The 24,202-nt window shown below is 59.3% G+C and carries 23 protein-coding genes; 18 read left to right on the top strand and 5 right to left on the bottom strand.

Going from position 1 to position 24,202, the window contains the following annotated elements:
- Positions 1 to 31: 31 nt before the first annotated feature.
- Positions 32 to 913: a glutathione S-transferase gene (locus ACR0CR_RS10255; protein ID WP_480598641.1), complete on the top strand. Its 882-nt coding sequence runs from the start codon at positions 32 to 34 to the stop codon at positions 911 to 913.
- Between the two features lie 47 nt (positions 914 to 960).
- Entirely contained in the window at positions 961 to 2,475 is a 1,515-nt protein-coding gene (locus ACR0CR_RS10250; protein ID WP_480598640.1) for a YifB family Mg chelatase-like AAA ATPase, read from the top strand.
- Here the strand turns inward: ACR0CR_RS10250 and gshB are convergent.
- The 3 genes from gshB to rsmI form a co-directional block, all read right to left on the bottom strand.
- Entirely contained in the window at positions 2,472 to 3,404 is a 933-nt protein-coding gene (gene gshB, locus ACR0CR_RS10245; RefSeq protein WP_480598637.1) for a glutathione synthase, read from the bottom strand. The genes ACR0CR_RS10250 and gshB overlap by 4 nt on opposite strands.
- A gap of 61 nt (positions 3,405 to 3,465) precedes the next feature.
- Positions 3,466 to 3,837, bottom strand: coding sequence for a YraN family protein (locus ACR0CR_RS10240; protein WP_480598635.1), 372 nt, complete (start codon positions 3,835 to 3,837; stop codon positions 3,466 to 3,468).
- A gap of 1 nt (position 3,838) precedes the next feature.
- The gene (rsmI, locus tag ACR0CR_RS10235; protein ID WP_480598633.1) at positions 3,839 to 4,696 is read right to left on the bottom strand and encodes a 16S rRNA (cytidine(1402)-2'-O)-methyltransferase; all 858 of its coding nucleotides are present in this window, start codon (positions 4,694 to 4,696) and stop codon (positions 3,839 to 3,841) included.
- Positions 4,697 to 4,784: 88 nt separating this feature from the next.
- Here rsmI and ACR0CR_RS10230 point away from each other — a divergent pair, with 88 nt between their 5' ends.
- Genes ACR0CR_RS10230 through murJ form a run of 3 tightly spaced genes read left to right on the top strand, consistent with a single transcriptional unit; the run spans position 4,785 to position 10,274 of the window.
- Positions 4,785 to 5,957, top strand: a complete 1,173-nt coding sequence (locus tag ACR0CR_RS10230) for a penicillin-binding protein activator (RefSeq protein WP_480598631.1) — start codon at positions 4,785 to 4,787, stop codon at positions 5,955 to 5,957.
- A complete protein-coding gene (locus tag ACR0CR_RS10225) occupies positions 5,917 to 8,736 on the top strand; it encodes a [protein-PII] uridylyltransferase (protein ID WP_480598628.1) in 2,820 nt (939 codons plus the stop codon). The genes ACR0CR_RS10230 and ACR0CR_RS10225 overlap by 41 nt, the downstream gene beginning before the upstream one ends.
- Positions 8,733 to 10,274 (top strand): murein biosynthesis integral membrane protein MurJ, encoded by a 1,542-nt coding sequence (gene murJ, locus ACR0CR_RS10220; RefSeq protein WP_480598625.1) that lies wholly within the window; start codon positions 8,733 to 8,735, stop codon positions 10,272 to 10,274. The genes ACR0CR_RS10225 and murJ overlap by 4 nt, the downstream gene beginning before the upstream one ends.
- Here murJ and ACR0CR_RS10215 read toward each other — a convergent pair whose 3' ends face one another.
- Entirely contained in the window at positions 10,275 to 10,961 is a 687-nt protein-coding gene (locus ACR0CR_RS10215; RefSeq protein WP_480598623.1) for a rhomboid family intramembrane serine protease, read from the bottom strand.
- An 86-nt stretch (positions 10,962 to 11,047) separates the two neighbouring features.
- On the opposite strand from ACR0CR_RS10215, the gene trpS reads away from it, so the two are divergent.
- The 13 genes from trpS to ACR0CR_RS10150 all read left to right on the top strand — a co-directional run bounded on the left by trpS (position 11,048) and on the right by ACR0CR_RS10150 (position 22,580).
- Positions 11,048 to 12,076, top strand: coding sequence for a tryptophan--tRNA ligase (gene trpS / locus ACR0CR_RS10210; protein ID WP_480598622.1), 1,029 nt, complete (start codon positions 11,048 to 11,050; stop codon positions 12,074 to 12,076).
- A gap of 58 nt (positions 12,077 to 12,134) precedes the next feature.
- Positions 12,135 to 12,998 (top strand): branched-chain amino acid aminotransferase, encoded by an 864-nt coding sequence (locus tag ACR0CR_RS10205; protein ID WP_480598619.1) that lies wholly within the window; start codon positions 12,135 to 12,137, stop codon positions 12,996 to 12,998.
- A 74-nt stretch (positions 12,999 to 13,072) separates the two neighbouring features.
- Positions 13,073 to 13,528, top strand: coding sequence for a universal stress protein (locus ACR0CR_RS10200; protein WP_480598617.1), 456 nt, complete (start codon positions 13,073 to 13,075; stop codon positions 13,526 to 13,528).
- Between the two features lie 9 nt (positions 13,529 to 13,537).
- Entirely contained in the window at positions 13,538 to 14,131 is a 594-nt protein-coding gene (locus ACR0CR_RS10195; protein ID WP_480598615.1) for a DsbA family protein, read from the top strand.
- A gap of 82 nt (positions 14,132 to 14,213) precedes the next feature.
- Complete coding sequence (locus tag ACR0CR_RS10190; protein ID WP_480598614.1) at positions 14,214 to 14,777, top strand: NifU family protein; 564 nt, start codon at positions 14,214 to 14,216, stop codon at positions 14,775 to 14,777.
- Positions 14,767 to 15,357, top strand: coding sequence for a tRNA (adenosine(37)-N6)-threonylcarbamoyltransferase complex dimerization subunit type 1 TsaB (gene tsaB / locus ACR0CR_RS10185; protein ID WP_480598613.1), 591 nt, complete (start codon positions 14,767 to 14,769; stop codon positions 15,355 to 15,357). Before ACR0CR_RS10190 ends, tsaB begins: the two co-directional genes overlap by 11 nt.
- A gap of 11 nt (positions 15,358 to 15,368) precedes the next feature.
- A complete protein-coding gene (locus ACR0CR_RS10180) occupies positions 15,369 to 15,767 on the top strand; it encodes a GNAT family N-acetyltransferase (protein ID WP_480598612.1) in 399 nt (132 codons plus the stop codon).
- A 157-nt stretch (positions 15,768 to 15,924) separates the two neighbouring features.
- Positions 15,925 to 16,923, top strand: a complete 999-nt coding sequence (locus ACR0CR_RS10175; RefSeq protein WP_480598610.1) for a BMP family lipoprotein — start codon at positions 15,925 to 15,927, stop codon at positions 16,921 to 16,923.
- An 81-nt stretch (positions 16,924 to 17,004) separates the two neighbouring features.
- The gene (locus ACR0CR_RS10170) at positions 17,005 to 18,534 is read left to right on the top strand and encodes an ABC transporter ATP-binding protein (RefSeq protein WP_480598609.1); all 1,530 of its coding nucleotides are present in this window, start codon (positions 17,005 to 17,007) and stop codon (positions 18,532 to 18,534) included.
- Between the two features lie 3 nt (positions 18,535 to 18,537).
- Complete coding sequence (locus tag ACR0CR_RS10165) at positions 18,538 to 19,632, top strand: ABC transporter permease (protein ID WP_480598608.1); 1,095 nt, start codon at positions 18,538 to 18,540, stop codon at positions 19,630 to 19,632.
- Entirely contained in the window at positions 19,632 to 20,642 is a 1,011-nt protein-coding gene (locus tag ACR0CR_RS10160; RefSeq protein ID WP_480598606.1) for an ABC transporter permease, read from the top strand. The genes ACR0CR_RS10165 and ACR0CR_RS10160 overlap by 1 nt, the downstream gene beginning before the upstream one ends.
- Before the next feature lie 251 nt (positions 20,643 to 20,893).
- Positions 20,894 to 21,814: a sulfite exporter TauE/SafE family protein gene (locus ACR0CR_RS10155; protein ID WP_480598605.1), complete on the top strand. Its 921-nt coding sequence runs from the start codon at positions 20,894 to 20,896 to the stop codon at positions 21,812 to 21,814.
- Between the two features lies 1 nt (position 21,815).
- Positions 21,816 to 22,580, top strand: a complete 765-nt coding sequence (locus ACR0CR_RS10150) for a TIGR02186 family protein (RefSeq protein ID WP_480598604.1) — start codon at positions 21,816 to 21,818, stop codon at positions 22,578 to 22,580.
- Positions 22,581 to 22,618: 38 nt separating this feature from the next.
- Here the strand turns inward: ACR0CR_RS10150 and ACR0CR_RS10145 are convergent, their stop codons facing one another.
- Positions 22,619 to 24,151, bottom strand: a complete 1,533-nt coding sequence (locus ACR0CR_RS10145; protein ID WP_480598602.1) for an ATP-dependent DNA helicase — start codon at positions 24,149 to 24,151, stop codon at positions 22,619 to 22,621.
- Positions 24,152 to 24,202 lie beyond the last annotated feature (51 nt).

Raw genomic sequence — 24,202 nt, 5'->3', positions numbered from 1 at the left:
CGGATCGGATGCGTTCGGACATCGTTGCCTTATGACTTATGATTTGTTTATAGGCGACCGGCTGTTTTCCAGTTGGTCCATGCGCGGTTGGCTGATGCTGGAAAAGTTCGGCCTGCCCTATCGCAGCCACATGATTGGCCTCTATTCCGGGACAATGGCTGAGGACATGAAACCTCTGGCCCCGGCGCGCCTCGTACCCGCCCTGCGTCTACCCGACGGCACGGTCGTCGGCGAAAGCCTCGCTATGGCCGAAACCTTGGCCGAGCGTCACCCGGATGCAGGTCTTTGGCCAACCGATCCCGCGGCACGCGCCACCGCCCGCTGGCTCTGTGCCGAGATGGTCGCAGGATTCAACGCCCTGCGCAGCGAATGCCCCATGCAATTGTTGCAGTGTTGGGACGGGTTCACACCCAGTCCGGAAACCCTCGCAGATCTAGAGCGGATCGAGACCCTTTGGGCTCACGCACGCCAGATTTCCGGCTCGACCGAAGGACCTTTGTTTGGATCTTATTCGCTGGCCGACGTATTCTATACTCCGGTTGCCGCACGGATCATCGGATATGGTCTGCCCGTTTCCGAAGCCAACCGGACCTATTGCTTGACTCTGCTGGCAGACACGGCCGTCCGCCAATGGCGTGCCATGGGCTTAACCGTGCAATACGACCCTTTTCCATACGCGATAGAACTGGCATCTAAGCCCTGGCCTATCGGTGGATCACAGGCAAAGGCAGTTTCAGGTGGACCCTCCATCAACACGGCCTGCCCCTATTCTGGCAAGCCCGTGGCCGACTTTTTGGAACTGGGCGGACAACGCTGGGGCTTCTGCAACCCGTTCTGCCGTGACAAAACCGTCGCGGATCCGGGCGCTTGGCCAAAATTCATTGCAATGGTCGAGGGCGTTAACGTTTCTTAAACCGCCGCCGTGGCAGCAACGTCCTGTTAACCAAGAACAGGATTTCCATGGTCGCCCGCTCTCATACCGTCGCCTTTCAGGGGGTTGATGCCCGCCCGGTTGAAGTGCAATGCGCCGTGACCCCCGGCCTGCCCGCGTTTTCCATCGTGGGACTGCCGGACAAAGCCGTATCCGAGGCGCGCGACCGTGTGCGCAGCGCGCTCAGTGCCATGGCCATTGCGCTGCCATCGAAACGGATCACGATCAACTTGTCCCCGGCAGACCTGCCCAAAGAAGGCAGTCATTTTGACCTGCCCATCGCGGTGGCATTGCTGTCGGCGCTGGATATCATCCCGCAGGACGCCGCCGAAGGTTCGGTGTCGTTGGGGGAATTATCCCTTGACGGATCGCTGGTTCCAGTCGTCGGCGCTCTGCCCGCCGCCATGACCGCCGCAGCCGAGGATCGCACGCTGCTATGCCCCCGCGCCTCCAGCGCCGAGGCCGCCTGGGTCGACGCCACGCAGGTGATCGGGGCCGGGTCTTTGGGGGATGTCGTGCGACATTTTTCCGGCCAGGCCCCTTTGCCCACTGCGCAGCCCGGCGAGGTCAATCTTGCGCCCAGCGCGCGCGATTTGCGTGACGTCAAGGGACAGGAACGCGCCAAGCGTGCGCTGGAGATCGCGGCCGCCGGACGGCACCACATGATCATGATCGGCACGCCCGGTTCCGGCAAATCCATGTTGGCCGCGCGGCTGCCGGGCATATTGCCGCCTTTGACGCCTACTGAGGCCTTGGAAACCTCGATGATACAGTCCCTGTGCGGATTGCTGGACGAAGGCGGCATCAGTCGAACCCGCCCATTCCGTGAGCCGCACCATACTGCGTCAATGGCTGCGATCGTCGGCGGCGGCAAAGGGGCGAAACCGGGCGAGATCTCCCTGGCCCACAACGGCGTTTTGTTCATGGACGAATTCCCCGAATTTCCCCGCACCGTTTTGGAAACCCTGCGCCAACCCATCGAGACCGGCGAGGTGATGGTCGCGCGTGCCAATGCCCATGTGAAATACCCATGCCGGTTCATGCTGGTCGCGGCGGCCAACCCCTGTAAATGCGGTTACCTGACTGATCCTGCTCGTGCCTGCTCACGCGCGCCTGTTTGTGGTGAAGATTATCTGGGTCGCATTTCCGGACCGCTGATGGACCGGTTTGATTTGCGGATTGAGGTGCCTCCGGTCGGGTTCACCGATCTGGACCTGCCCCCATCCGGCGACAGTTCAGCGACCGTCGCCGCGCGCGTGGAGCAAGCCCGCGCAATTCAGGCTGAACGGTTTCACGACACGCCAGCAACCCGCCAAAATGCGGATGTCGAGGGCAAAATTCTGGAAGACATTGCCGCGCCGGATGCTGAAGGCAAAGATCTGCTGCTGAAAGCTGCCGAGCGATTTGGCCTGTCGGCGCGGGCGTTTCATCGCATCCTGCGCGTTGCCCGCACTATTGCCGATCTCGACGGTGCGCCGGATGTTCGGCGGCCACATGTCGCCGAGGCCCTGAGTTTCAGGATCAGCGCCAAGACTTTTGCCTAGACCTTTGCCTCAATCGCTTGCCAGATCTTTTCGGCGATATTGACGCCGTCAAAGCGCTCAAGTTCCTGAATACCGGTTGGCGAGGTAACGTTGATCTCGGTCAGGTAATCTCCGATCACGTCGATGCCGACAAAAATCTGACCTTTTTCTTTTAGCAGCGGTCCGATCGCAGCGCAGATTTCCCGGTCGCGTTCTGACAGTCCGATCTTTTCGGGCCGCCCGCCGACATGCATGTTCGAACGTGTTTCGCCCTGCGCCGGAACCCTGTTGATCGCTCCCACCGGCTCTCCGTCCACCAGAATCACGCGCTTGTCGCCATTGCTGACGTCCGGCAGAAACTTCTGAACAATCAAAGGCTCACGCGAGAAACCGGTGAACAGCTCATGCAAAGACGTCAGATTGCGATCGCTTGCGTCCAGTCGGAATACGCCCGCTCCTCCGTTTCCATAAAGCGGCTTGAGGATGATGTCGCCGTGTTTTTCCTTGAACGCTTTGATCGTGCGCAGGTCGCGCGCGATGGTGGTCGGCGGGGTCAAGTCCGGAAAGTCGAGTACCAACAGTTTTTCCGGATAGTTCCGCACCCAGAACGGGTCGTTGACCACCAGCGCCTGACCCTTCAAGCGATCCAGCAGATGCGTCGATGTGATGTAGTGCATGTCGAACGGAGGGTCCTGGCGCAGCCAGACAACGTCGAAATCGGCCAGATCGACCTCACGCTCTTGGCCCAAAACGGCAGGGTCACCAGGAACCCGCTGGACCTTCATGTCCTGACCACGCGCCGTGATCCGGCCTTCTTGATAGGCCAGTTGATCCGGTCCGTAGAAAAACAGCTCATGACCACGGGCCTGCGCCTCTTCGGCCAGACGGAATGAGCTGTCGGCGTTGATATCCACGGCCCCGATCGGGTCCATCTGAAAGGCGATTTTCATGGCGTGTCCCTCAAATTCACGCCAGATACATGGCCCAGCAGACCCAAGGGTTCAATGGGTGTCAGGTCTGACCAAAGGCATTTTCGATGATTTGAACCGCGCCGGAGCCATCCACCAAAGCCGCGTCGAACCGCATATTGGTCAGTTGACCACCCGGTTCCTTTTCCACGAATTGCGCCGCCGAGGCACAGATCCGTTCCATTTGCCGACGGTTGATCCGAGCGGCGGCCATGTCGAAGCTGCGGCTTTTCTTGACCTCGATGAACACCAAGCCCTCTGTATCACGGGCGATCAGGTCGATTTCACCCCCGGCACCGCGCCAGCGGCGACGAAGGATGGAGAACCCGCGCCGTTCGTACTCTGCCGCAACGCTGGCTTCCGCCGCCTGCCCCGCATGATAAGAAACCGAGCTGCGTTCAGAGCGTGCGGTCATGTCATCCCTTTCCCAGCTTCAACGCCTTTTGATAAATCGGGCGGCGCGGCAATTTATACATCTGCGACACCAGATCAGCCGCATCGCGAACCGAATGCGTCTCCAACGCGCGTTTTAACGCCTCTTCTACGTCAGATTCGTTAACGCTTTCCGAATGACCGCGATCCACGAGCAGAACGATCTCGCCTTTGACATTCTGGCCCTCGACGCCAGCAGCCAAATCACCTAACGACCCGCGCCGGACTTCTTCGAACTTCTTGGTCAGCTCCCGACACATCGCTGCCTGCCGATCTTCCCCCAGCACCGAAGTTAGGTCGCGCAGACAGGCGGCAACACGTTTGGGCGACTCGTAGAAGACCAAAGTTCCGGGCACATCTCGGAGCGCCTCGATCCGGGATCGCCGAGCGCCGGACGCGTTGGGCAAAAACCCGGCGAAAAAGAACGCATCCGTCGGAAGCCCAGCAAGTGTCAGCGCCATTAATGCCGCCGAGGGGCCGGGCGCGCATGTGACCATGTGACCATCTTCCGCAGCCTGCCGCCCCAGATCATAGCCGGGATCGGCGATCAGCGGCATTCCGGCTTCTGACGCATAAGCAACTGACTTTCCTTCAGCAAGCGCGCCCATCAGCTTACCGCGTGCAGCGGCACCGCTGTGATCGTGATAGGCCAGGACACGTCGACCATCGAGCGGCACTCCGTGAATTTCCATCAACCGCCGCAAGCTGCGCGTATCTTCGGCTGCGATCACATTTGCCGAGGCCAGAATATCAAGCGCTCTGAGCGTTATGTCGCGCGCGGCCCCTATGGGGGTAGCAACAAAATACAGGCCCGCGCTCAATCTGGTTTTTTGGAAATTCAAAGCTGGACCCTCACAGCGTGACGTTTATTATCGCGGCCTAACAGAATGGTGGCACCCCAAGCCGCCGGGACAGGGAGTTTTCATTTAGATGTTTACCGTTTGCAAGCCCGTTCGCAAGTTGGCGAAATCCGCCGCTGTTCTGGCCACCGCCGCATTCCTCGCCGCATGCGAGCCTGGCGGTCTGGGCGGAGGGCCGTCTGTTGACGCATCCAAACCTGTTCCCGTTGCCCTTCTGGTTCCAAGCGGCTCACCGCAATCCGGCGATCTGGCCTTGGCCCGCAGCCTCGAAAACGCGGCACGTCTGGCAATGTCGGATCTGCAGAATGTTCAGATCGACCTGAGGGTCTACGACACGGCGGGCAGTGCGGGCACTGCATCGGCGGTGGCGCAGCAGGCCGTGGCGGACGGCGCAAAGATCATTCTGGGGCCGGTTTACGCACAGGCTGCCAACGCGGCGGGTCTGGCAGTTCTGAACAACAACGTTAACGTGCTGTCCTTCTCCAACAACCCCACCATTGCGGGCGGCAACGTATTCGTTCTTGGCCCGACCTTCGGAAACACGGCCAACAGGCTGGTCAACTACGCCGGGGCCCAAGGCAAAACCGGTATGGTCATCGTGCACAGCAACGACTCGGCCGGGCAGCTTGGTCAGTCGGCGATTGCGACGGCCCTCAGTTCCAGCCGCGTCGCCAATTCGGGCACGGTCGGCTATGATCGGTCACAACAAGGTGTGATCAACTCGGTTCCCACCATCAAGGCGACGGTGGATTCAACTGCCGCAGACTCGGTTTTTCTGACGGCGACAACGGCTGGCGCATTGCCACTGCTTTCTCAGCTGCTGCCCGAAGCCGGGGTTTCGCCCTCAACCACGCAGTATATAGGCCTGACACGGTGGGATATCCCGTCGCAGACATTGGAATTGCCGGGTGTACAGGGCGGTTGGTTCGCGCTACCTGACCCGGCGAAGGCGCAGGCCTATCGCCAGCGGTACAACAACACCTATGGCGAGGCTCCGCATCCTATCAGCGGCCTGGCTTATGACGGCATCGCCGCCATTGCCGCCCTGGTCAGCCAAGGCAAATCTGACGCGCTTTCGGCGTCGGCACTGACGCAAAACGCTGGTTTCCAGGGTGTTGGTGGTATTTTCCGTCTGCGCTCGAACGGTACGAATGAACGTGGTCTGGCTGTCGCCACGATCCAGAATAAACAGGTAGTAGTGATTGACCCTGCCCCACAAAGCTTCTCTGGCGCCGGTTTCTGATCGACCGGCTCTGACGCTCACCTCAAGGGGTGAGTTGATCTGTCCGGCTGATGAAATATTCGACAGCGCTGCCGTTATGGCCAAGTTGTCGGAAGCCTTCGAAAACGCTTCGGACAACACCTCACGGCGCAATGAAACCGTGCGAGTATTGCGCGACGCTCAAAAGGCCGGACGGCAAGTCATTGCGGACGCCTTCGCGCAACGCCCTTTCGATGCGCGACCGTTGACGCATTCCTATACCTATCTGACGGATGGTCTGGTCTGTACCGCCATGCAGGTGGCCAGCCAGGACCTGCACCCGGTGGCCACGCCAACGCAGGGCGAAAAGATCGCCGTTTTGGCTGTCGGCGGCTATGGGCGCGGCGAGATGGCCCCGGCGTCTGACGTCGATCTGCTGTTCCTGACGCCCTACAAAATCACCGCCTGGGCAGAGAGCGTCATCGAATCGATGCTCTATATCTTGTGGGACCTGCGGTTGAAGGTCGGGCATTCCTCGCGGACGATCAAAGACTGCCTGCGCCTTGGCGGCGATGATTTCACGATTCGCACGGCGATGCTGGAACAGCGCTATCTCGCGGGTGAGGCCGCTTTGGGCGAGGAACTGAAAAAGCGTCTGCGCGAGGACCTGTTCAAGGGCAGTGAACGCCAGTTCATCGAAGCCAAGCTACAGGAACGTGATGAACGCCATATCAAGCAGGGCGAGCGCTATATGGTCGAGCCCAATGTCAAAGAGGGCAAAGGCGGGTTGCGCGATCTGCAATCGCTCTATTGGATTGCGAAGTATATCTATGACGTGCAGGACGTTGCCGAATTTGTACCGCTGGGGCTGGTAACGGCTGACGAGCTAAAGACGTTTACAGAAGCCGAAGAGTTTCTATGGGCCGTCCGGTCTCATCTGCATCTGGTAACGGGCCGTGCGACCGAACAGTTAACTTTCGACCTTCAGGTCGAAGTCGCTGATCGCATGGGATACACGGATCGTGCAGGGCGGCGCGCGGTCGAAGTCTTTATGCAGCGCTATTTCCGTGAGGCGACCAAAGTCGGGGAATTGACCCGCATCTTCCTGACCAAGCTGGAGGCGACGCACATGAAGAACGCGCCGCTGCTGGAGCGTATCTTCCGCCGCCGCCCCAGGGTCAAACCCGGCTACAGAGTCGTGCATGGTCGCCTTGACGTGGCTGACCCCGACAAATTTTTGGCCGACAAACTGAACCTTCTGCGTCTGTTCGAAGAGGGTTTGCGTACTGGTATGTTGATCCACCCGGACGCAATGCGTTTGGTGAGCGCCAACCTTTCGCTGATCGACGACGACATGCGTGGGGACAAGGAAGCGCAGCGCATTTTCCTCGACCTGATGCTGAAACATGGCAATCCCGAACGTGCCCTCCGGCGCATGAACGAACTGGGCGTCCTGTCGGCCTTCGTGCCGGAATTCGAGCACATCGTCGCCATGATGCAGTTCAACATGTATCACAGCTATACGGTGGACGAGCATACGATCCAGTGCATCGTCAATCTTGCCCAGATCGAACGCGGCGAGTTGGTGGAATCCCTGCCTTTGGCTTCCTCGATCCTGAAGGATGGTGTCAATCGCAAGGTTCTCTACGTTGCGCTGCTGCTGCACGACATTGCAAAGGGCCGGCCCGAGGATCACTCGATCCTTGGGGCTCAGATTGCCCGCAAGGTCGCGCCACGGTTAGGGCTGAACAAGAAAGATGCGGAAACGGTCGAATGGCTGGTGCGGTATCACCTGCTGATGTCGGACATGGCGCAGAAACGCGATATCTCTGATCCGCGCACGGTTCGCGACTTTGCCAAGGCCGTGAAAACAGTCAAACGGCTGGATCTGCTGACGGTTCTCACCGTGTGCGACATTCGCGGCGTCGGCCCGCATACGTGGAACAACTGGAAAGCCACTCTGCTGCGGGCCCTGCATGCGGAAACCAAACGGGCACTGGAAACGGGGATGGAAGACCTCAACCGCGCCAATCGCGGGGCCGAGGCGAAAAAGACCTTGCGCGGCCAGTTGCGCGACTGGTCCAAAGCTGACCTCAAGACCGAGACCGGGCGGCATTACGACCCCTACTGGCAGGGCTTCGACCTGTCGACACAAATGGTCTTTGCCGAAATGCTGCGGGACCTGGACCGCGGTGGTGATCCCGGTGGGATGGAAATCCGACTGCATCCGGACGAGGACCGTGATGCCACCCGCGCCTGTTTCGCCATGGCAGACCATCCGGGAATTTTCGCGCGGATCGCCGGTGCTTTGGCACTGGTTGGTGCCAACGTGGTTGATGCCCGCAGCTATACGACCAAAGACGGCTATGTCACCGATGCGTTCTGGATACAGGACGCCGACGGGCACCCGTTCGAGGCCAGCCGCCTGCCGCGTCTGACACAGATGATCCACAAAACCCTCAAGGGTGAGGTTGTGGCACGGGAAGCCTTGAAGTCCCGTGACAAGATCAAGAAACGCGAACGCGCCTTTAAAGTGCCGACGCATATCATCTTCGACAATGACGGGTCAGAAATATACACGATCATCGAGGTTGATACCCGCGACCGTCCCGGCCTGCTTTATGATCTGGCCCGCGCCTTGGCAGCCGCCAATGTCTATATTGCCAATGCGGTGATCGCGACCTATGGCGAACAGGTTGTCGATACGTTCTACGTCAAGGATATGTTCGGGCTTAAATACCACTCGGACGGCAAGCAACGCGCGCTTGAAGCCAAACTGCGCAAGGCCATCACCGAAGGCGCCGAGCGCGCGGCCTCATGAAGCAGATCCGGCTGCTTTCTGGGCTGTTCACAGTTGGCTTCTGGACGCTGGCCAGTCGTATCCTCGGGTTCCTGCGGGAAATCCTGCTAACCGCCTATATCGGCCCAGGTCCAGTGATGGATGCGTTCGTCGCGGCCTTTCGACTACCCAATATGTTCCGTCGTTTCTTTGCCGAGGGGGCGTTCAACGCGGCCTTCGTGCCAATGTTCTCGAAAAGGCTGGAAGGCGGTGAGAATGCCCAAGGATTCGCGCAGGACGCGTTCAATCTGCTGGCGGTTGCCGTACTGGCTCTGGTCGGGCTGGCGATGATGTTCATGCCCGCGCTGGTCTGGATCACCGCCGAGGGGTTTTATGGCGACGAACGCTTTGATCTGGCTGTGGACTATGGCTATGTCGTATTCCCCTACATCCTGTTCATGTCTCTGGCCGCACTGTTTTCGGGCGTTCTGAACGCCACGGGACGGTTCGCCGCTGCCGCCGCAGCACCGGTTTTGCTGAACATTTTCGCCTGCACCGCACTGATCGCCGGGGCCATTTCGGGCGGAGACGTGATCCGCTGGGTCATCACCGTCATCCCCATGGCCGGTGTGGCACAGCTTGCTTTGGTCTGGGTCGCGACCGAACGTGCGGGTATTCGCATCCGTCCTGGTCTGCCCAAACTCAGCCCCGAGATGCGCCGTATGGTGCGGATCGCGATCCCGGCTGCCTTGGCCATGGGTGTCACGCAAGTCAATCTGGTGGTTGGACAGCTGGTGGCCTCGAAGACCGAAAAAGCCGTAAGCTGGCTGTTCGCTGCGGACCGACTTTACCAACTACCACTGGGCGTGGTCGGGATTGCCGTTGGTATCGTCCTGTTGCCCGATCTTTCACGTCGCTTGCGCGCGGGTGACAAGGAGGGCGCGCGCAATGCATATTCGCGCGCCGGAGAGTTCACATTGTTGCTGACCATCCCCTCGACCGTCGCGTTTGTGATCATCCCGGCACCTCTGGTCTCGGTGCTGTTCGAGCGCGGGCAATTCAGCGCCGAAGATACAGCCGCGACCGCTCTGGCCGTGGCAATCTATGGTATCGGCCTGCCCGCCTTCATGTTGCAGAAACTGCTGCAACCACTGTTTTTCGCGCGCGAAGACACGCAGTCTCCGTTCCGTTACGCGGTCGTGGCCATGGTCGTGAATGCCGGGCTGGCGTTTGGATTGTACCCGCTTCTCGGATGGATCGCGCCCGCAATCGCTGCATCTGCGGCCGGGTGGGCGATGGTCGGGCTGCTGATCCTTGGCGCGCGGCGCATGGGAGAAGAGGCCCGGTTCGATGACCGGTTCAAGCGTCGCGCATGGCGGATCGTTGCAGCGTCCATTGGGATGGGCATCGTTCTCTACACTGCAATCCAATTGTTTGGATGGACGTTCCAGTTGCCAGGCTGGCGCTACTTGGCACTGCTTGCGCTGATCGTGGTTGCTGCAGCGACATATTTCCTGCTTGGCCACCTTCTGCGTGCTTTTGAAATCTCGGAGTTCAAAAAGGCCTTGCGGCGGTCTTGATCAATCACGGCGGATACGTCGAACAATCCGCGCCCACCCGCCCGGAGCCAGCAAGAACGACAGGGCAAACCCGGTTGCAAAGCCGCCCAAATCCGCGACCCAGTCCAAAGTGCCGCCGAAAAGCAGCCCAAACAAAAGTTGGATGCCCATCAGAACAGCGATCAGGCTGAAGGCGCGCGATTGGTTTTCGCCCACCAACGACAGCCTGCGCCACAAAATCCATGTGAATGCGCCGATCAGCCCGTAGACCGGCGGGAAGCCTCCGACCAGCGGGTAACGCGGATCGAGCAACAGCGCATAAAGCAATGCACCTCCGACCCCAGAAAGGACGAAGATCGCCAGCATTTGCAGGCTTCCAAACACTTCCGCCACCATTTTGCCCATGGCAAGAACGAAGACGCAGACAAATATCGCCTGCGTGAAGTTGGCGGACACAAAGGGATAGGTCACGAACCGGATCAGATGTTCCACCGGCCAGCGCCCATTCTCGACCATCCAATCGAAGATGTCGGGCGAGAACGAATAGTGCTGCAACGCGTCCAGACGCCAACCGACTGCCGCGGGTCCTCCGACCAGCCCGCGCGCGCCCAGTGTGAAGGCCAGTTCGATCCCGATAATGAACAGAACCAACGCCACAACGACGGGCGGCAAGGGGTTCACGGCGGGTGTATATTGCTCACTGCTCATTGGGCTGGCCTTTCGCGGCTGTTGACGTCCCTTGGCCTCATGGGTAAGCGACGGAGGCTTATTTTTCCAGACGGGAGTTCCCTTCGATGACCGAGACCCAGTTTACACCGCGCGTGTTTTCCGGTGCACAGCCGTCCGGCAACCTGCACCTTGGCAACTATCTGGGTGCTCTGCGGAACTGGGTTCGTATGCAGGGCTCGGACTATGAGACGATCTATTGCATGGTCGATCTGCACGCGATCACCGTCTGGCAGGACCCCAAAGAGCTGCAGCACGCGACACGAGAGCTGTGTGCAGGTTACATCGCCTCGGGCCTTGATCCCGAAAAGTCGATCCTGTTCAACCAAAGCCAGGTGCCGGAACACGCGCAACTGGCATGGATCTTTAATTGCGTCGCACGTCTGGGCTGGATGCAGCGGATGACGCAGTTCAAGGACAAGGCCGGTAAGAATGCTCAGAATGCCTCGTTGGGTCTGTTCGCCTATCCGGCGCTGATGGCAGCGGATATCCTGGTTTATCACGCGACCCACGTCCCCGTGGGTGATGACCAGAAACAGCACCTGGAGCTGACGCGCGACATCGCGACCAAGTTCAACCATGATTTCGGCGTTGATTTCTTTCCGTTGACCGAGCCGGTGATCAAGGGTGCCGCGACCCGTGTCATGAGCCTGCGAGACGGGGCCAAGAAGATGTCCAAGTCAGATCCTTCCGACATGAGCCGCATCAACATGACCGATGATGCCGACACGATCGCCAAGAAGATTCGCAAGGCCAAGACCGATCCGGATGCGCTGCCGTCCGAGGTTGATGGGCTTGAGGACCGCCCCGAGGCGCGCAATCTGGTGAACATTTACGCCGCGCTCAGCGATCAGTCGGTCGAACAAGTATTGGCCGAGGCCGGAGGCAAGCAATTCGGTGAATTCAAGCCGATGCTGGCGGAACTGGCTGTGTCCAAGCTGGCTCCGATCTCATCCGAGATGTCACGGTTGATGGCTGATCAATCCGAGATCGACCGCATTCTTGCCGGGGGCGCAGAGCGGGCACGGGCCATCGCGGCCCCGATCCTGCAGCAGACCTACGAAATCGTGGGAATGGTTGGCCCCAAACAGGTCTGATTGCGCTGGACGTCAGCCAGCCGCCCTCCTAGGTTTGCCCAAAGCTTGGGAGGGCGTCATGGCAGTCGGCAAAAACATCCGCACCTATTTCGATGGTCAGTGGCATGACGGGGACGCCCCAATCATGCGCGCGGCTGATCACGGCGCGTGGCTTGGTTCATCTGTCTTTGACGGCGCGCGCTATTTCGAAGGGCTGGCCCCTGACCTGAACGCCCATTGCGCGCGTGTGAACCGCTCGGCCGAGGCGTTGATGCTGACGCCAACCGTCTCAGTCGAACAGATGGTCGAGATTATTCGCGAGGGTCTTGCCGCCTACCCGTCGGATGCCGCGATCTATATTCGGCCGATGTATTGGGGTCTGGACGGGGATCAAACCGCCATCATCCCGCAAGAAAACAGCACCGGTTTCGCGATCTGTCTGGAAGAAATCCCGATGGCACCCGAGGCGGCGTCAGCCACCCTCGCCAACACGCGGTTCCGCCGCCCGGTATTGGAATCCGCTGTGGTCAACGCCAAAGCCGGATGCCTTTATCCCAACAATGCCCGTATGTTGCAGGAGGTCCGCTCAAAGGGCTTTTCCAACGCTCTGGTCGCGGATGCACTGGGCCATGTGGCGGAAACGGCGACAGCCAATATCTTCATGGTCCGTGATGGCGAGGTCTTTACCCCGGTTCCAAACGGCACTTTTTTGGCCGGAATCACGCGGGCGCGTCACATTGATAATCTGAGGGCCGACGGTGTGACCGTGCACGAATCCATCCTCAGTTTCGAAGATTTTCGAAATGCGGATGAGGTGTTCATGACCGGAAACATGAACAAGATCACTCCGGTCACTGCATATGAGGACACACAATACCAGATCGGCCCAATCGCACGCCGCGCGCGTGAGCTTTACTGGGACTGGGCCCTCAGCAATCGCTGATTGTTGTCAAAAGCGTCTGTGTTGCCAGCGCGCTTAGGCTGGGGCATGATCGCCCGAAATAACAGAGGTCACTCATGCGCAAATTCCTGGTCATACTGGATGACAGTCGCGAATGCCTGAACGCGATGCGTTTTGCGGCGATGCGCGCCGCCCATACCGGCGGTGGCGTCACCATTTTGTCCGTCATCCCTCCGGATGAGTTCAACCACTGGATTGGAGTGGCCGAGGTTATGCGCGAAGAGGCGCGCGAAAGAATCCATGCGCATTACGAAGTCTTCGCCAAATGGATGCGCGACAAACAGGGTGTCGAACCCGAGTTGGCGATCCGCGAAGGTGACCCGGTGCCCGAAATCATCGCCCATGTTCAATCAGATCAAGAGATTGGCGTGCTGGTTCTGGGCGCGGGCACAGACAAAAAGGGGCCGGGCCCTCTGGTCACGCAACTGACGCGCAATTCCGGCAGCTTGCCCATCCCGATAACGATTGTGCCCGGTGATCTTAGCAAAGAAAAACTGGAAGCCATTACCTGAGGCAACCCCATGGCACAAAATGTGCAGTTCTGGTTCGACTTTGCGTCGACCTATTCCTATCTCAGCGCCATGCGCATTGAGAATGACGCCGCGCAAAAGGGCGTGGCCGTTGAATGGCAGCCGTTTCTTCTGGGTCCAATATTTGCCGAACAGGGCTGGAATAACTCACCGTTCAACCTGTACCCGGCCAAGGGTCAGTACATGTGGCGCGACATGGAAAGGCTTTGCGCGGAACGAAGCCTGCCGCTTCGCCGACACGGCGCGTTCCCACAAAACAGTCTGAACGCAGCGCGGTTGGCGCTGGCGGTTGAGCAAGGTCAGAAAAAGGCGGCATTTGTCCGGGCCGTGTACCATGCCCAGTTTGGACAGGGGCAGGATATTTCCGATCAAACCGTTTTGCGGGACTGCCTCGGTTCGGCGGGCCTTCCCGAGAACCTCATCGAATGGACAAGCGATCCAGAGATCAAGGCGGCTTTGTTCGAACAAGTGGCGCGGGCCAAGTCAAAAGGCATCTTCGGCGCACCGAGCTTTGTGGTCGGGGACGAGTTGTTTTGGGGGGATGACCGCTTGGATCAGGCGATTTCGCTGGCCTCTGAAGTTTGAGGCCACAATTTAGAACGGTTCCAAATCTTGACTTCGCTCGCCCGGACGCGCATATCAGGTGCAACGAAAACGGAGCCGCGCCATGTTTATCCAAACCGAATCCACACCAAACCCGGCCACACTGAAATTCCTGCCCGGACAGACGGTTCTGGACGCAGGCACTGCAGATTTCCCAAGCGCGGAAGCTGCCGAAAAGTCACCATTGGCCAAACGTGTTTTCGGCGTTAACGGCGTGACGGGTGTGTTTTTTGGCAATGACTTCGTCACTGTTACCAAGTCGGATGACGTTCAGTGGGATCACATCAAACCCGCCATTCTGGGCGCGGTGATGGAGCATTATCAGTCCGGTCAGCCGGTCATGGGCGCGGATGCCCAAACGGCCTCGGGCCATGCGGAACATACCGGCGAAGATGCTGAAGTTGTCAATCAGATCAAAGACTTGCTGGACAGCCGTGTGCGCCCGGCTGTGGCCCAGGATGGGGGCGACATCACGTTCCACGGGTTTGATCGCGGCGTGGTTTACCTGCATATGCAAGGAGCATGCGCTGGTTGCCCGTCCTCGACGCTGACGCTGAAGATGGGGATCGAAAACCTGCTGCGTCACTACATCCCCGAAGTGACCGAGGTTCGCCCTGTTGCCGTCTGAACCAACAATTCTTGCATTTGATACATCGGCCGCGCATTGCGCGGCCGCTTTGATGCATGGGGGTCAAATCATCGAAACCCGCGCCGAGGCAATGACGCGCGGCCAGGCAGAGCGGCTGATGCCCTTCCTCGCCGAACTGCTGAACGATCACAACTGCTCATGGAAAGACCTGGGCGCAATTGGTGTCGGGGTCGGTCCGGGCAATTTTACCGGCATCCGCATTTCGGTGTCGGCCGCCCGCGGGCTGGCGCTCGGCCTGAATGCACCGGCAGTCGGTGTCTCGGGTTTCGACGCGTTGGCTGATATGGCTCCAGCGGGACGAATCCCGGCTGTTACGGCCCCGCGAGATCAGGTGTACGTGCAAACGGCGGATGGGCCACCGCAGCTGATACCGAAGGACGAAGCAGAACAACTCGGCCCGCTCTATTTCTGCGATCAACCGCAGGATATCGCGGGGGCGATCGCGCGTGTCGCTGCGCGGCGGTGGCGCACGGTTCAGGGTCCACCTGCGCCGCTTTATGTGCGCCCCGCAGACGCGGCACCGTCGCGCGACACGCCTCCGGCCCTTTTGGACGGATGACCCCGCAGGACATGGCATCCACCCACGCGGCCGCCTTTCAGCAGGCGCGTCCGTGGTCAGCCGGTGAATTCGGCCAACTGCTGGCCAACCGTTTTACGCATTGCATTGGCACGCCGCACTGCTTTGCGGTGTTTCAGGTTATCGCGGATGAGGCCGAGCTACTGACACTCGCGACTCACCCGAGCCAACAACGGCAGGGATTGGCGTTCCATTGCATGAAAAACTGGCACAACAGGGCCTTTGAACTGGGCGCAACACGCGCGTTTCTTGAGGTTGCGGCGGACAACCATCCTGCGCTGAGTCTGTACGAAAGCTGCGCTTACCAAAAATGCGGCGTTCGAAAAGCCTATTATGTCCGAGAAAACGCGCAAAACGCCGACGCAATCGTCATGGAATGCACCCTCCCCTAGGGGCAACTGCATTTTTTTCGACCATATGGTCAAAAATCAGTTGACCATCGATGTTGCAAACGGACTTAATTCCCGCCATCACAACAGTTATGCTCGCTCATAGTGGGTAAACGGGGCTATCTTGGCTCCGACTAACAATAACCAACGGGAGTAACCAATGACCCTGATGAAATCCTTGATGAGCGCCGCCGCGGGTGTTGCGCTGACCGCAGGTGCAGCGCTTGCCGAACCGGCCCTGATCTTTGACCTGGGTGGTAAGTTTGACAAATCCTTCAACGAGGCTGCGCATAACGGCGCGCAGCGATGGGCTGATGAAACCGGCGGTACCTACCGCGAGATCGAACTGCAATCCGAAGCCCAGCGTGAACAGGCCCTGCGCCGCTTTGCTGAGGCGGGTGCCAACCCGATCATCACCATGGGTTTCGCAATGGCGGATCCGCTTTCGGCTGTTGCCGGTGACTATCCCGACACCAAGTTCGTCGCCGTTGACGTGAACTGGCTGGAAAATCCGAACATTCGTCAGGTCAGCTTTGCCGAGCATGAGGGCTCGTATCTGGTAGGCATGATGGCCGCCATGGCATCCGAATCGGGCACCGTCGGCTTTATCGGCGGTATGGATATCCCGCTGATCCGCCACTTTGGCTGCGGCTATGCGCAAGGTGCCAAGGCTGTGAACCCGGATATTGAGGTTGTTGCCAACATGACCGGGACGACTCCGGCGGCATGGAACGACCCGGTGAAGGGTTCGGAACTGACCAAGGCACAGATCAGCCAGGGCGCTGATGTGATCTATGCGGCCGCTGGCGGCACCGGTGTTGGTGTTCTGCAGACCGCAGCTGACGAAGGCATCCTGTCGATCGGCGTGGACAGCAACCAGAACCACCTGCACCCGGGCAAGGTCCTGACCTCGATGCTCAAGCGCGTGGACGTTGCCGTGTACGACGCGATGAAGGCGGGCGAAGGTGTTGAAACCGGTGTCTTCACCATGGGTCTGGCCGAAGAAGGCGTGGGCGTTGCGATGGACGACAACAACGCGGCGCTGGTGTCGGATGACATGAAGGGCGCGGTTGAAGAGGCCCGCAATGGCATCATCGATGGCAACATCAACGTGGTCGCCTATTACGAGAACGACAGCTGCCCCGCACTGCAGTTCTAAGATCACGCGGGGCGGGGGTTTACCTTCCGCCTCGCATCCACTCTGCCGCATGCGGCCCTTTCGGCAACCCAAGGACAAGACATGACCGTCCCCGCCATTGAGCTCAAAGGGATTTCCAAAGCCTTTGGGCCGGTTCAGGCCAACAAAGACATCTCTATCAGCGTCGCCCCCGGAACGATCCATGGGATCATCGGTGAAAACGGTGCGGGCAAATCCACGCTGATGAGCATCCTCTACGGCTTCTACAAAGCCGATAAAGGTGAGATTTGGATTAACGGATCCAAGACCGATATTCCCGACAGTCAGGCCGCAATTGCTGCCGGCATCGGGATGGTGTTCCAGCATTTCAAACTGGTGGAAAACTTCACCGTTCTGGAAAACATCGTGCTCGGTGCCGAAGATGGTGGCCTGCTGGCCCGGTCACTGGCGAAGGCCAGAAAAGAGCTGAAAGCTCTGGAAGAAGAATACGAGCTGTTTGTCGATCCCGACAAACGCATCGACGAGATCGGTGTTGGCATGCAGCAGCGCGTGGAAATCCTAAAGGCGCTTTACCGCCGGGCCGAGATCCTGATCCTCGACGAACCCACCGGCGTGTTGACCCCAGCAGAGGCCGATCAGCTTTTCCGCATCCTCGACCGGCTGCGCGAAGAAGGTAAGACCATCATCCTGATCACGCACAAACTGCGTGAGATCATGGAGGCCACCGACACCGTATCCGTCATGCGACGCGGCCAGATGACGGCCACGGTGAAGACGGCTGAGACAAACCCGCAGGAACTGGCCGAGCTTATGGTCGGTCGCAAAGTTCTGCTGCAAGTGGACAAAGTGCCTGCGAAGCCCGGCAAACCCATACTTGAAATTGAAAACCTGCGCGTCACGGATCAGGCCGGGGTCGAGCGCGTCAAGGGCATCGACCTGACAGTGCGCGCGGGCGAAATCGTAGGCATTGCGGGCGTTGCGGGGAACGGGCAGTCGGAATTGCTCGAAGTGCTGGGTGGTATGCGCCCAGGTCAAGGAACGATCCGGCTGAACGGGGAGCCGTTGGCGCTCAGCGGCCATGGATCGGATGGTCAGGCCCGGCGCGCGCAACACATCGCGCACGTCCCCGAAGACCGCCAGCGCGAAGGTCTGATCATGGATTTTCACGCTTGGGAAAACGTGGCTTTCGGCTATCACCGTGATCCCGCTTACAAGCGTGGGCTTTTCATGGACAATGCAGCATTGCGTGCTGATACCGAGGCGAAGATCGAAAAGTTCGACGTGCGTCCCCCGGATGGCTGGCTAGCTGCCAAGAACTTTTCGGGCGGCAATCAGCAAAAGATCGTTGTTGCGCGCGAGATAGAGCGTAACCCGGACTTGCTTTTGGTCGGACAGCCAACCCGCGGCGTCGATATCGGCGCGATCGAGTTTATTCACAAACAGATCGTCGCCCTGCGCGATCAGGGTAAGGCGATCCTGCTGGTCTCGGTCGAGTTGGAAGAGATATTCTCATTGTCCGACCGGATCGCTGTGATGTTTGACGGACATATCATGGGCGAGCGTCTGCCCAGTGAGACGGATGAAAAAGAACTGGGCCTTCTGATGGCCGGTGTTGCAGGAGAGGCCGCCTGAACCATGGATAAAATGCCCAAATGGGCCGATGTCGTTCTGATCCCGCTGATCAGTCTGCTCTTGGCCGCGATCCTGTCGGCGCTGGTGATCCTCGCCATCGGAGAAAACCCGGTTGAGGCCGTGAACCTGATGGTCACCGGTGCGCTGGGGTCGACCTATGGCTGGGGCTACACGCTCTACTACGCCACCAATTTCATGTTCACTGGGCTCGCTGTTGCGGTCGCCTTTCACGCGCGGATGTTCAATATCGGTGGTGAGGGTCAGGCGATGCTGGGCGGGCTTGGCGTTGCCGTCGTATGCCTTTACGTGCCTTGGCCACATTGGAGCATTGCCCTTCTGGCGGCCTGTGCCGCTTCGATGATCTTCGGGGCCGCGTGGGCCGCGATACCCGCGTATCTGCAGGCCAAGCGCGGCAGCCACATCGTGATTACCACGATCATGTTCAACTTCATCGCAGCTGCGTTGCTGAACTATATGCTGGTCAACGTCATGCGCCCGCAAGGCGCGCAGGACCCCGCTACGGCTAGGTTCCCTGAGGCGGTGCACCTGCCAACATTCCAGTCCATGTTCTCGACCGCAGAAACCGCCGTCTTTAAAGGCGCGCCAGCCAATATCTCGTTCTTCGTGGCGATATTGGCCTGTTTCGTTGTCTGGGCGCTGATATGGCGCACGCGGCTGGGTTATGAAATCCGGGCCTATGGGCATTCGGAAACGGCTGCCGTCTATGCCGGAATCTCGCCCGTCCGGATCACGATCATCGCCATGCTGATCTCGGGGGCCCTGGCCGGCCTGATGGCCATCAACAACGTGATGGGCGAAGCGGAACGGCTGGTTCTGAACTCGACCGAAGGTGCGGGCTTCATCGGGATTGCCGTAGCGCTGATGGGACGATCCCATCCGTTTGGGGTGTTCCTGGCCGCGATCCTGTTCGGGTTCCTGTATCAGGGCGGTGCCGAATTGGCACTTTGGACGTCAATCCCCCGTGAACTGATCGTCGTCATTCAGGCCCTGGTCATCCTGTTTACCGGAGCGTTGGACAATATGGTGCGCATGCCGCTTGAAAAAGTGTTCCTGAGACTACGGAAGGGGGCCGAGTGATGGAGTTTTTCGTTACCCTCATCCAAGTCTTGGACTCGACCGTCCGCCTGGCGACTCCGCTGCTGTTGGCCTGTCTGGCGGGGTTGTATTCCGAACGGGCAGGGATTTTCGACATCGGACTGGAAGGCAAGATGCTGATGGCTGCCTTCTTCTCAGCTGCAGTCGCCGCTGTGACCGGGTCGGTGTGGTTGGGTTTGCTGGCCGGTATCGCCGCGTCTCTGGTCCTGTCCGGATTGCATGGGCTGGCATCAATCACATTTCGCGGAAATCAGTTGATCTCGGGCGTCGCGATCAACTTTCTGGCGTCGGGTCTGACCGTTCTTATTGCCCAAAGCTGGTTCAAACAGGGTGGGCGCACGCCGTCATTGTTCGGAGAAGGCCGATTTGAATCGGCAGAGTTTCCTTATGCGATCGGCCCAACGGACGCGGAACTCAGCGGTCGTCCTGTGTCCGAGCTTATGTCCGAAACCAACGTCCTCCACATGGTTTATTCCGAGCTATTGTCGGGCCATTCTATCCTTGTTTACGTCGCTTTCCTGATGGTTCCGCTGACATGGTGGATTTTGTTCCGCACCCGGTTTGGCCTGCGCCTGCGGGCCGTCGGAGAAAACCCCGCAGCGGTCGATACCGCAGGCGTGTCCGTCGTTGGGCTGCGTTTTGCTGCGGTCGCGATCTGTGGCGTCCTGTGCGGCATTGCCGGTGCCTATCTCGCAACAGCATTGCAAGCAGGGTTCGTCAAAGAGATGACCGCCGGGCGCGGGTTCATCGCGTTGGCTGCCCTGATCTTTGCAAAATGGCGGCCCTGGCATGCAATGGGGGCCTGTTTGCTGTTCGGCCTGCTTCAAGCCATTGCGCTGCGATTCCAGAACATTGATCTGGGTGGCATTGTCATTCCGGTGCAAGTCATGGACGCCCTGCCCTATATCCTGACCGTCGTCATTCTGGCCGGGTTTGTGGGCAAAGCAATACCGCCGCGCGCAGGTGGTGAGCCTTACGTGAAAGAGCGCTGATAAGGCCAGTTCAGGACCGTTCTTCGGTCCTGTTCGCTGCAAAGCGGCATACAGAGTTGATTTTGTATGCCGCACCCGCTCTAAAGGGGTATGGAAGTGTCCCGCCTCAGTGTGGCAGGTTTGCTCGCCTCGGCGCTCACGACGGTGAGTTCAGCGGCCAAATTTGCGCAGCGCGTTCCTTCTATTGAGTTTTTCGTGACCGCAAGCTCTGCCGCATCGCCGGGCTCGCCCAACCCCGTTTAGAAGACGCCATGCAGATATACCTCCCGATTGCCGAAGTCTCAGTGAATGCGTTTCTACTGTTCGGCCTTGGGGGGATGGTCGGCATTCTGTCTGGCATGTTCGGGGTTGGCGGTGGGTTTCTGATGACGCCGCTTTTGTTCTTCATCGGCATCCCACCAGCAGTCGCCGTCGCCACCGAAGCCAACCAGATCGTCGCATCTTCGTTTTCCGGAGTTTTGGCGCATTTCCGGCGTCGAACGGTGGACCTAAAAATGGGCACTGTGCTTTTGACGGGCGGCTTGATCGGCGCGGCGTTGGGTGTGGTTGTCTTCAACTATCTCAAAAGCCTGGGGCAGGTCGATCTGCTGGTCAAACTCTGTTACGTCGTGTTTTTGGGCGTCATCGGCAGTCTGATGTTCGTCGAAAGCGTGAATGCGCTGCGAAAGTCGCGCAGGGCAGGTGCAACTGCGCCAAAGCGTCGGCAGCGCGGCTGGATCCACGCGATGCCCTTCAAGATGCGGTTCCGTACATCCGGTCTGTATATCTCGGTCATTCCACCGCTGGCCGTTGGGCTTCTTGTCGGCATCCTGTCTGCAATCATGGGCGTTGGCGGCGGTTTCATCATGGTCCCGGCAATGATCTATCTGCTGGGCATGCCGACCAAAGTGGTTGTCGGCACCTCGCTGTTCCAGATCATCTTCGTGACCGCCTTCACCACCATGCTGCACGCAACGACCAACTACACCGTTGATGTGGTGCTGGCGGTGCTGCTGCTGGTGGGCGGTGTCGTCGGGGCACAGATCGGTACGGTGATCGGGGCTCGCATGCCAGCCGAGCAATTGCGCGTTCTGCTGGCCGCCCTGGTCCTTGTGGTCTGCGGCAAGTTGGCACTGGATCTGCTGTTGCAACCAAGCGAATTGTATTCGCTCGGCGAAGCGGGAGGGCACTGAGATGCTTCGGCTGGTCGCCGCGCTCTGTTTTCTTGCCCTGCCCGCGCTTGCGGTCGAGGAAGAGGTCGTTCTGGGCCTCAGCCAGGATCGCGTGTCGATCACGGCCACATTCGACGGCTCGGAAATCCTGATTTTTGGTGCGGTGAAGCGCGAGGCTCCAATTCCAGAAGGCCCGCCGCTTGAAGTCATCGTGTCCGTGGTCGGACCTTCTGCCCCGGTGATGGTGCGCCGCAAGGAAAAGAAGTTCGGGATTTGGGTGAATACCGACAGCGTGATGGTGGACCTTGCGCCCAGTTTCTATGCCGTTGCAACCAGCGCCCCATTGCCTGACGTTCTGACCAACACCGAAGACCTGCGCCACAGTGTTTCGATTGAACGCGCGATCCGATTGGTGGGTGCCGACATGAACATTCAGGGCGCGCAGAATTTCGCCGAGGCTGTGATGCGCATTCGCGAGGATGAAGGCCTCTACTCGGTCCGCGAGAACACCGTCGCCGTAGATGAACAGACGCTGTTTCGAACATCGATCGATATGCCCGCGGATTTGATCGAGGGCGACTATGCGGCGCGCATCTTCCTGACCCGCGGCGGCCGGGTGGTTTCGCAGTTCGAGACGATCATCGATGTGCGAAAAGTCGGGCTGGAGCGTTTTCTTTTCAACATGTCCCGGGAACAACCGGTTTGGTATGGGCTGATGTCCTTGGTCATCGCCATCGCCGCCGGTTGGGGGGCGTCTACGGCGTTCCGCCTTCTTAGAGAAAAATAGCGCGTTTTCGATGTTTGACCTGTAAAAACCCGTTGGCCCTATAGGTCTTCGGCTTCCAATGTCAGCGATGCGGCGGGTACTGCCCTCAGATCATCGACCCGCAGCAGGTGCGTCGGCTTGGACAAGCGATTGCGCACGACCCAGATCAGCCGGTTTTGCGCTCGCGTGATTGCTACATAGGCCAGCCGTTTCCACAACGGTTGCCCCGCCTCGGTGCGCCCCATCCGCGCGGCTGCGTAGATATCCGGCGCAAAGACCTGAACCGTGTCCCACTGCGACCCCTGCGCCTTGTGGATGGTTACGGCAGCGCCGTGCAGAAAAGTCGCGCCCATCCGCGCGGCGTAGGGGATGAACGGTTCTTCTTCATCCGGTTTCTCGATCTGCACGATGGACGCGGCGCTGACCTGAGGGTCCTCGGCACCCATGACGTGCAACCGCGAAAACCCCGGTTTCCGGCCCGGCCCAAGATAGACCACTTGCGCGCCCTTGATCAGCCCGCGCGCCTCAAGGTCCAAGCGTTTCTTCCGATGTTTGAGCGGCAATTCGATGCCGTCACAAATCAGTGGTTCCCCTTCGAGCAGCTCGGTTTCGGGCGCGCCGTGCACGCTGCGGAACGCCTGGATCAGACGGACGCGTGTTGCGTTGCGCCAGACCAGAACCGGGCTGCGGGCCATCAGGTCGACCTCGACCCGCTGACCCCAGACGACCCGGTCATCGGTGCGGGCGGTGGTTTCAACCAGGCGTTCAAAATCTTCAAAACCCATGGCTGGGTCCGCCAGCGCATGCGCGAGGTCCAGAATGGGGTTGTCAGCGGTCTGCCTGTGCACGCGATTCAGGGTGAGCTTTCGCGGCTCTGGCAAGCCATCAAACACCATGGAACCCGATTGATTGACCGGTGCCAGCTGCGCCGGGTCACCGAACAGTAAAAGCGTCGGGAAGATTTCCTTCAAATCCTCGAACTGCCGGTCATCCAGCATCGACGCCTCGTCAACAAACCCTATGTCCAGCGGTTCTTCTCGGCGCTTCCAGCCGGTGATGAAGTCTGAGCCACGCAGCCCGGCGGCTGCCAAAGCACCGGGTATGGATTTGTTGTTTGCATAGAACGCGGCGGCGCGATCCAATGCTTCGTTGGTCAGCCCTTCAATCTCGGGTCGCTCGTCATTACCTGCCAACCATTCAGCAATGCGTTCGTATTCGGGGTCATAGACGGGTGTATAGAGAATGCGGTGGATGGTCGTCGCAGGCACACCCCGTAACCGCAGCACACTGGCGGCTTTGTTTGTCGGGGCGAGGATCGCCAGACTACGCTTGTCGCGCGACTTCCGGCTTTCGAAATCGCCGGATATCAGGTTCACGCCTGTCTCGGCCAGCGCCTTATAAAGCTCTGCCAGCAATAGAGTTTTGCCCGATCCGGCCTTGCCAGTGACGGCCATAACACCCGATTTTCCATCGCCGGGCAGCTTTAGCAGCGCATCGTCTTCCAGGTCTACACCTGCCGAGCGCAACATCTCTGCGATGCTGTCAAAAGCGGCGGCCTGGTCTTCAGAGAAGGTGACTTGGGGCAATGGCATGGCGCGACCCTACAGGGACGCGCCGACACCCGCCAGATGCGGATTCCGTTT

The sequence above is a fragment of the Ruegeria sp. AM2 genome, from assembly GCF_056540685.1.
The sequence above is the reverse complement of the archived record's forward strand: the minus strand, read 5'-3'. Positions and strand labels throughout refer to the sequence as shown.

Excerpts from the sequence above, each read along its gene's own strand:
- ACR0CR_RS10205 (WP_480598619.1), top strand. The coding sequence starts at position 12,135 with ATGGCAGTCGGCAAAAACATCCGCACCTATTTCGATGGTCAGTGGCAT.
- ACR0CR_RS10255 (WP_480598641.1), top strand. The coding sequence starts at position 32 with ATGACTTATGATTTGTTTATAGGCGACCGGCTGTTTTCCAGTTGGTCC.
- murJ (WP_480598625.1), top strand. The coding sequence starts at position 8,733 with ATGAAGCAGATCCGGCTGCTTTCTGGGCTGTTCACAGTTGGCTTCTGG.
- ACR0CR_RS10175 (WP_480598610.1), top strand. The coding sequence starts at position 15,925 with ATGACCCTGATGAAATCCTTGATGAGCGCCGCCGCGGGTGTTGCGCTG.
- ACR0CR_RS10240 (WP_480598635.1), bottom strand. The coding sequence starts at position 3,837 with ATGACCGCACGCTCTGAACGCAGCTCGGTTTCTTATCATGCGGGGCAG.
- gshB (WP_480598637.1), bottom strand. The coding sequence starts at position 3,404 with ATGAAAATCGCCTTTCAGATGGACCCGATCGGGGCCGTGGATATCAAC.
- ACR0CR_RS10230 (WP_480598631.1), top strand. The coding sequence starts at position 4,785 with ATGTTTACCGTTTGCAAGCCCGTTCGCAAGTTGGCGAAATCCGCCGCT.
- ACR0CR_RS10155 (WP_480598605.1), top strand. The coding sequence starts at position 20,894 with ATGCAGATATACCTCCCGATTGCCGAAGTCTCAGTGAATGCGTTTCTA.
- ACR0CR_RS10195 (WP_480598615.1), top strand. The coding sequence starts at position 13,538 with ATGGCACAAAATGTGCAGTTCTGGTTCGACTTTGCGTCGACCTATTCC.
- ACR0CR_RS10180 (WP_480598612.1), top strand. The coding sequence starts at position 15,369 with ATGGCATCCACCCACGCGGCCGCCTTTCAGCAGGCGCGTCCGTGGTCA.
- ACR0CR_RS10170 (WP_480598609.1), top strand. The coding sequence starts at position 17,005 with ATGACCGTCCCCGCCATTGAGCTCAAAGGGATTTCCAAAGCCTTTGGG.
- trpS (WP_480598622.1), top strand. The coding sequence starts at position 11,048 with ATGACCGAGACCCAGTTTACACCGCGCGTGTTTTCCGGTGCACAGCCG.
- ACR0CR_RS10200 (WP_480598617.1), top strand. The coding sequence starts at position 13,073 with ATGCGCAAATTCCTGGTCATACTGGATGACAGTCGCGAATGCCTGAAC.
- ACR0CR_RS10250 (WP_480598640.1), top strand. The coding sequence starts at position 961 with ATGGTCGCCCGCTCTCATACCGTCGCCTTTCAGGGGGTTGATGCCCGC.
- ACR0CR_RS10190 (WP_480598614.1), top strand. The coding sequence starts at position 14,214 with ATGTTTATCCAAACCGAATCCACACCAAACCCGGCCACACTGAAATTC.
- ACR0CR_RS10215 (WP_480598623.1), bottom strand. The coding sequence starts at position 10,961 with ATGAGCAGTGAGCAATATACACCCGCCGTGAACCCCTTGCCGCCCGTC.
- ACR0CR_RS10165 (WP_480598608.1), top strand. The coding sequence starts at position 18,538 with ATGGATAAAATGCCCAAATGGGCCGATGTCGTTCTGATCCCGCTGATC.
- ACR0CR_RS10160 (WP_480598606.1), top strand. The coding sequence starts at position 19,632 with ATGGAGTTTTTCGTTACCCTCATCCAAGTCTTGGACTCGACCGTCCGC.
- ACR0CR_RS10145 (WP_480598602.1), bottom strand. The coding sequence starts at position 24,151 with ATGCCATTGCCCCAAGTCACCTTCTCTGAAGACCAGGCCGCCGCTTTT.
- ACR0CR_RS10150 (WP_480598604.1), top strand. The coding sequence starts at position 21,816 with ATGCTTCGGCTGGTCGCCGCGCTCTGTTTTCTTGCCCTGCCCGCGCTT.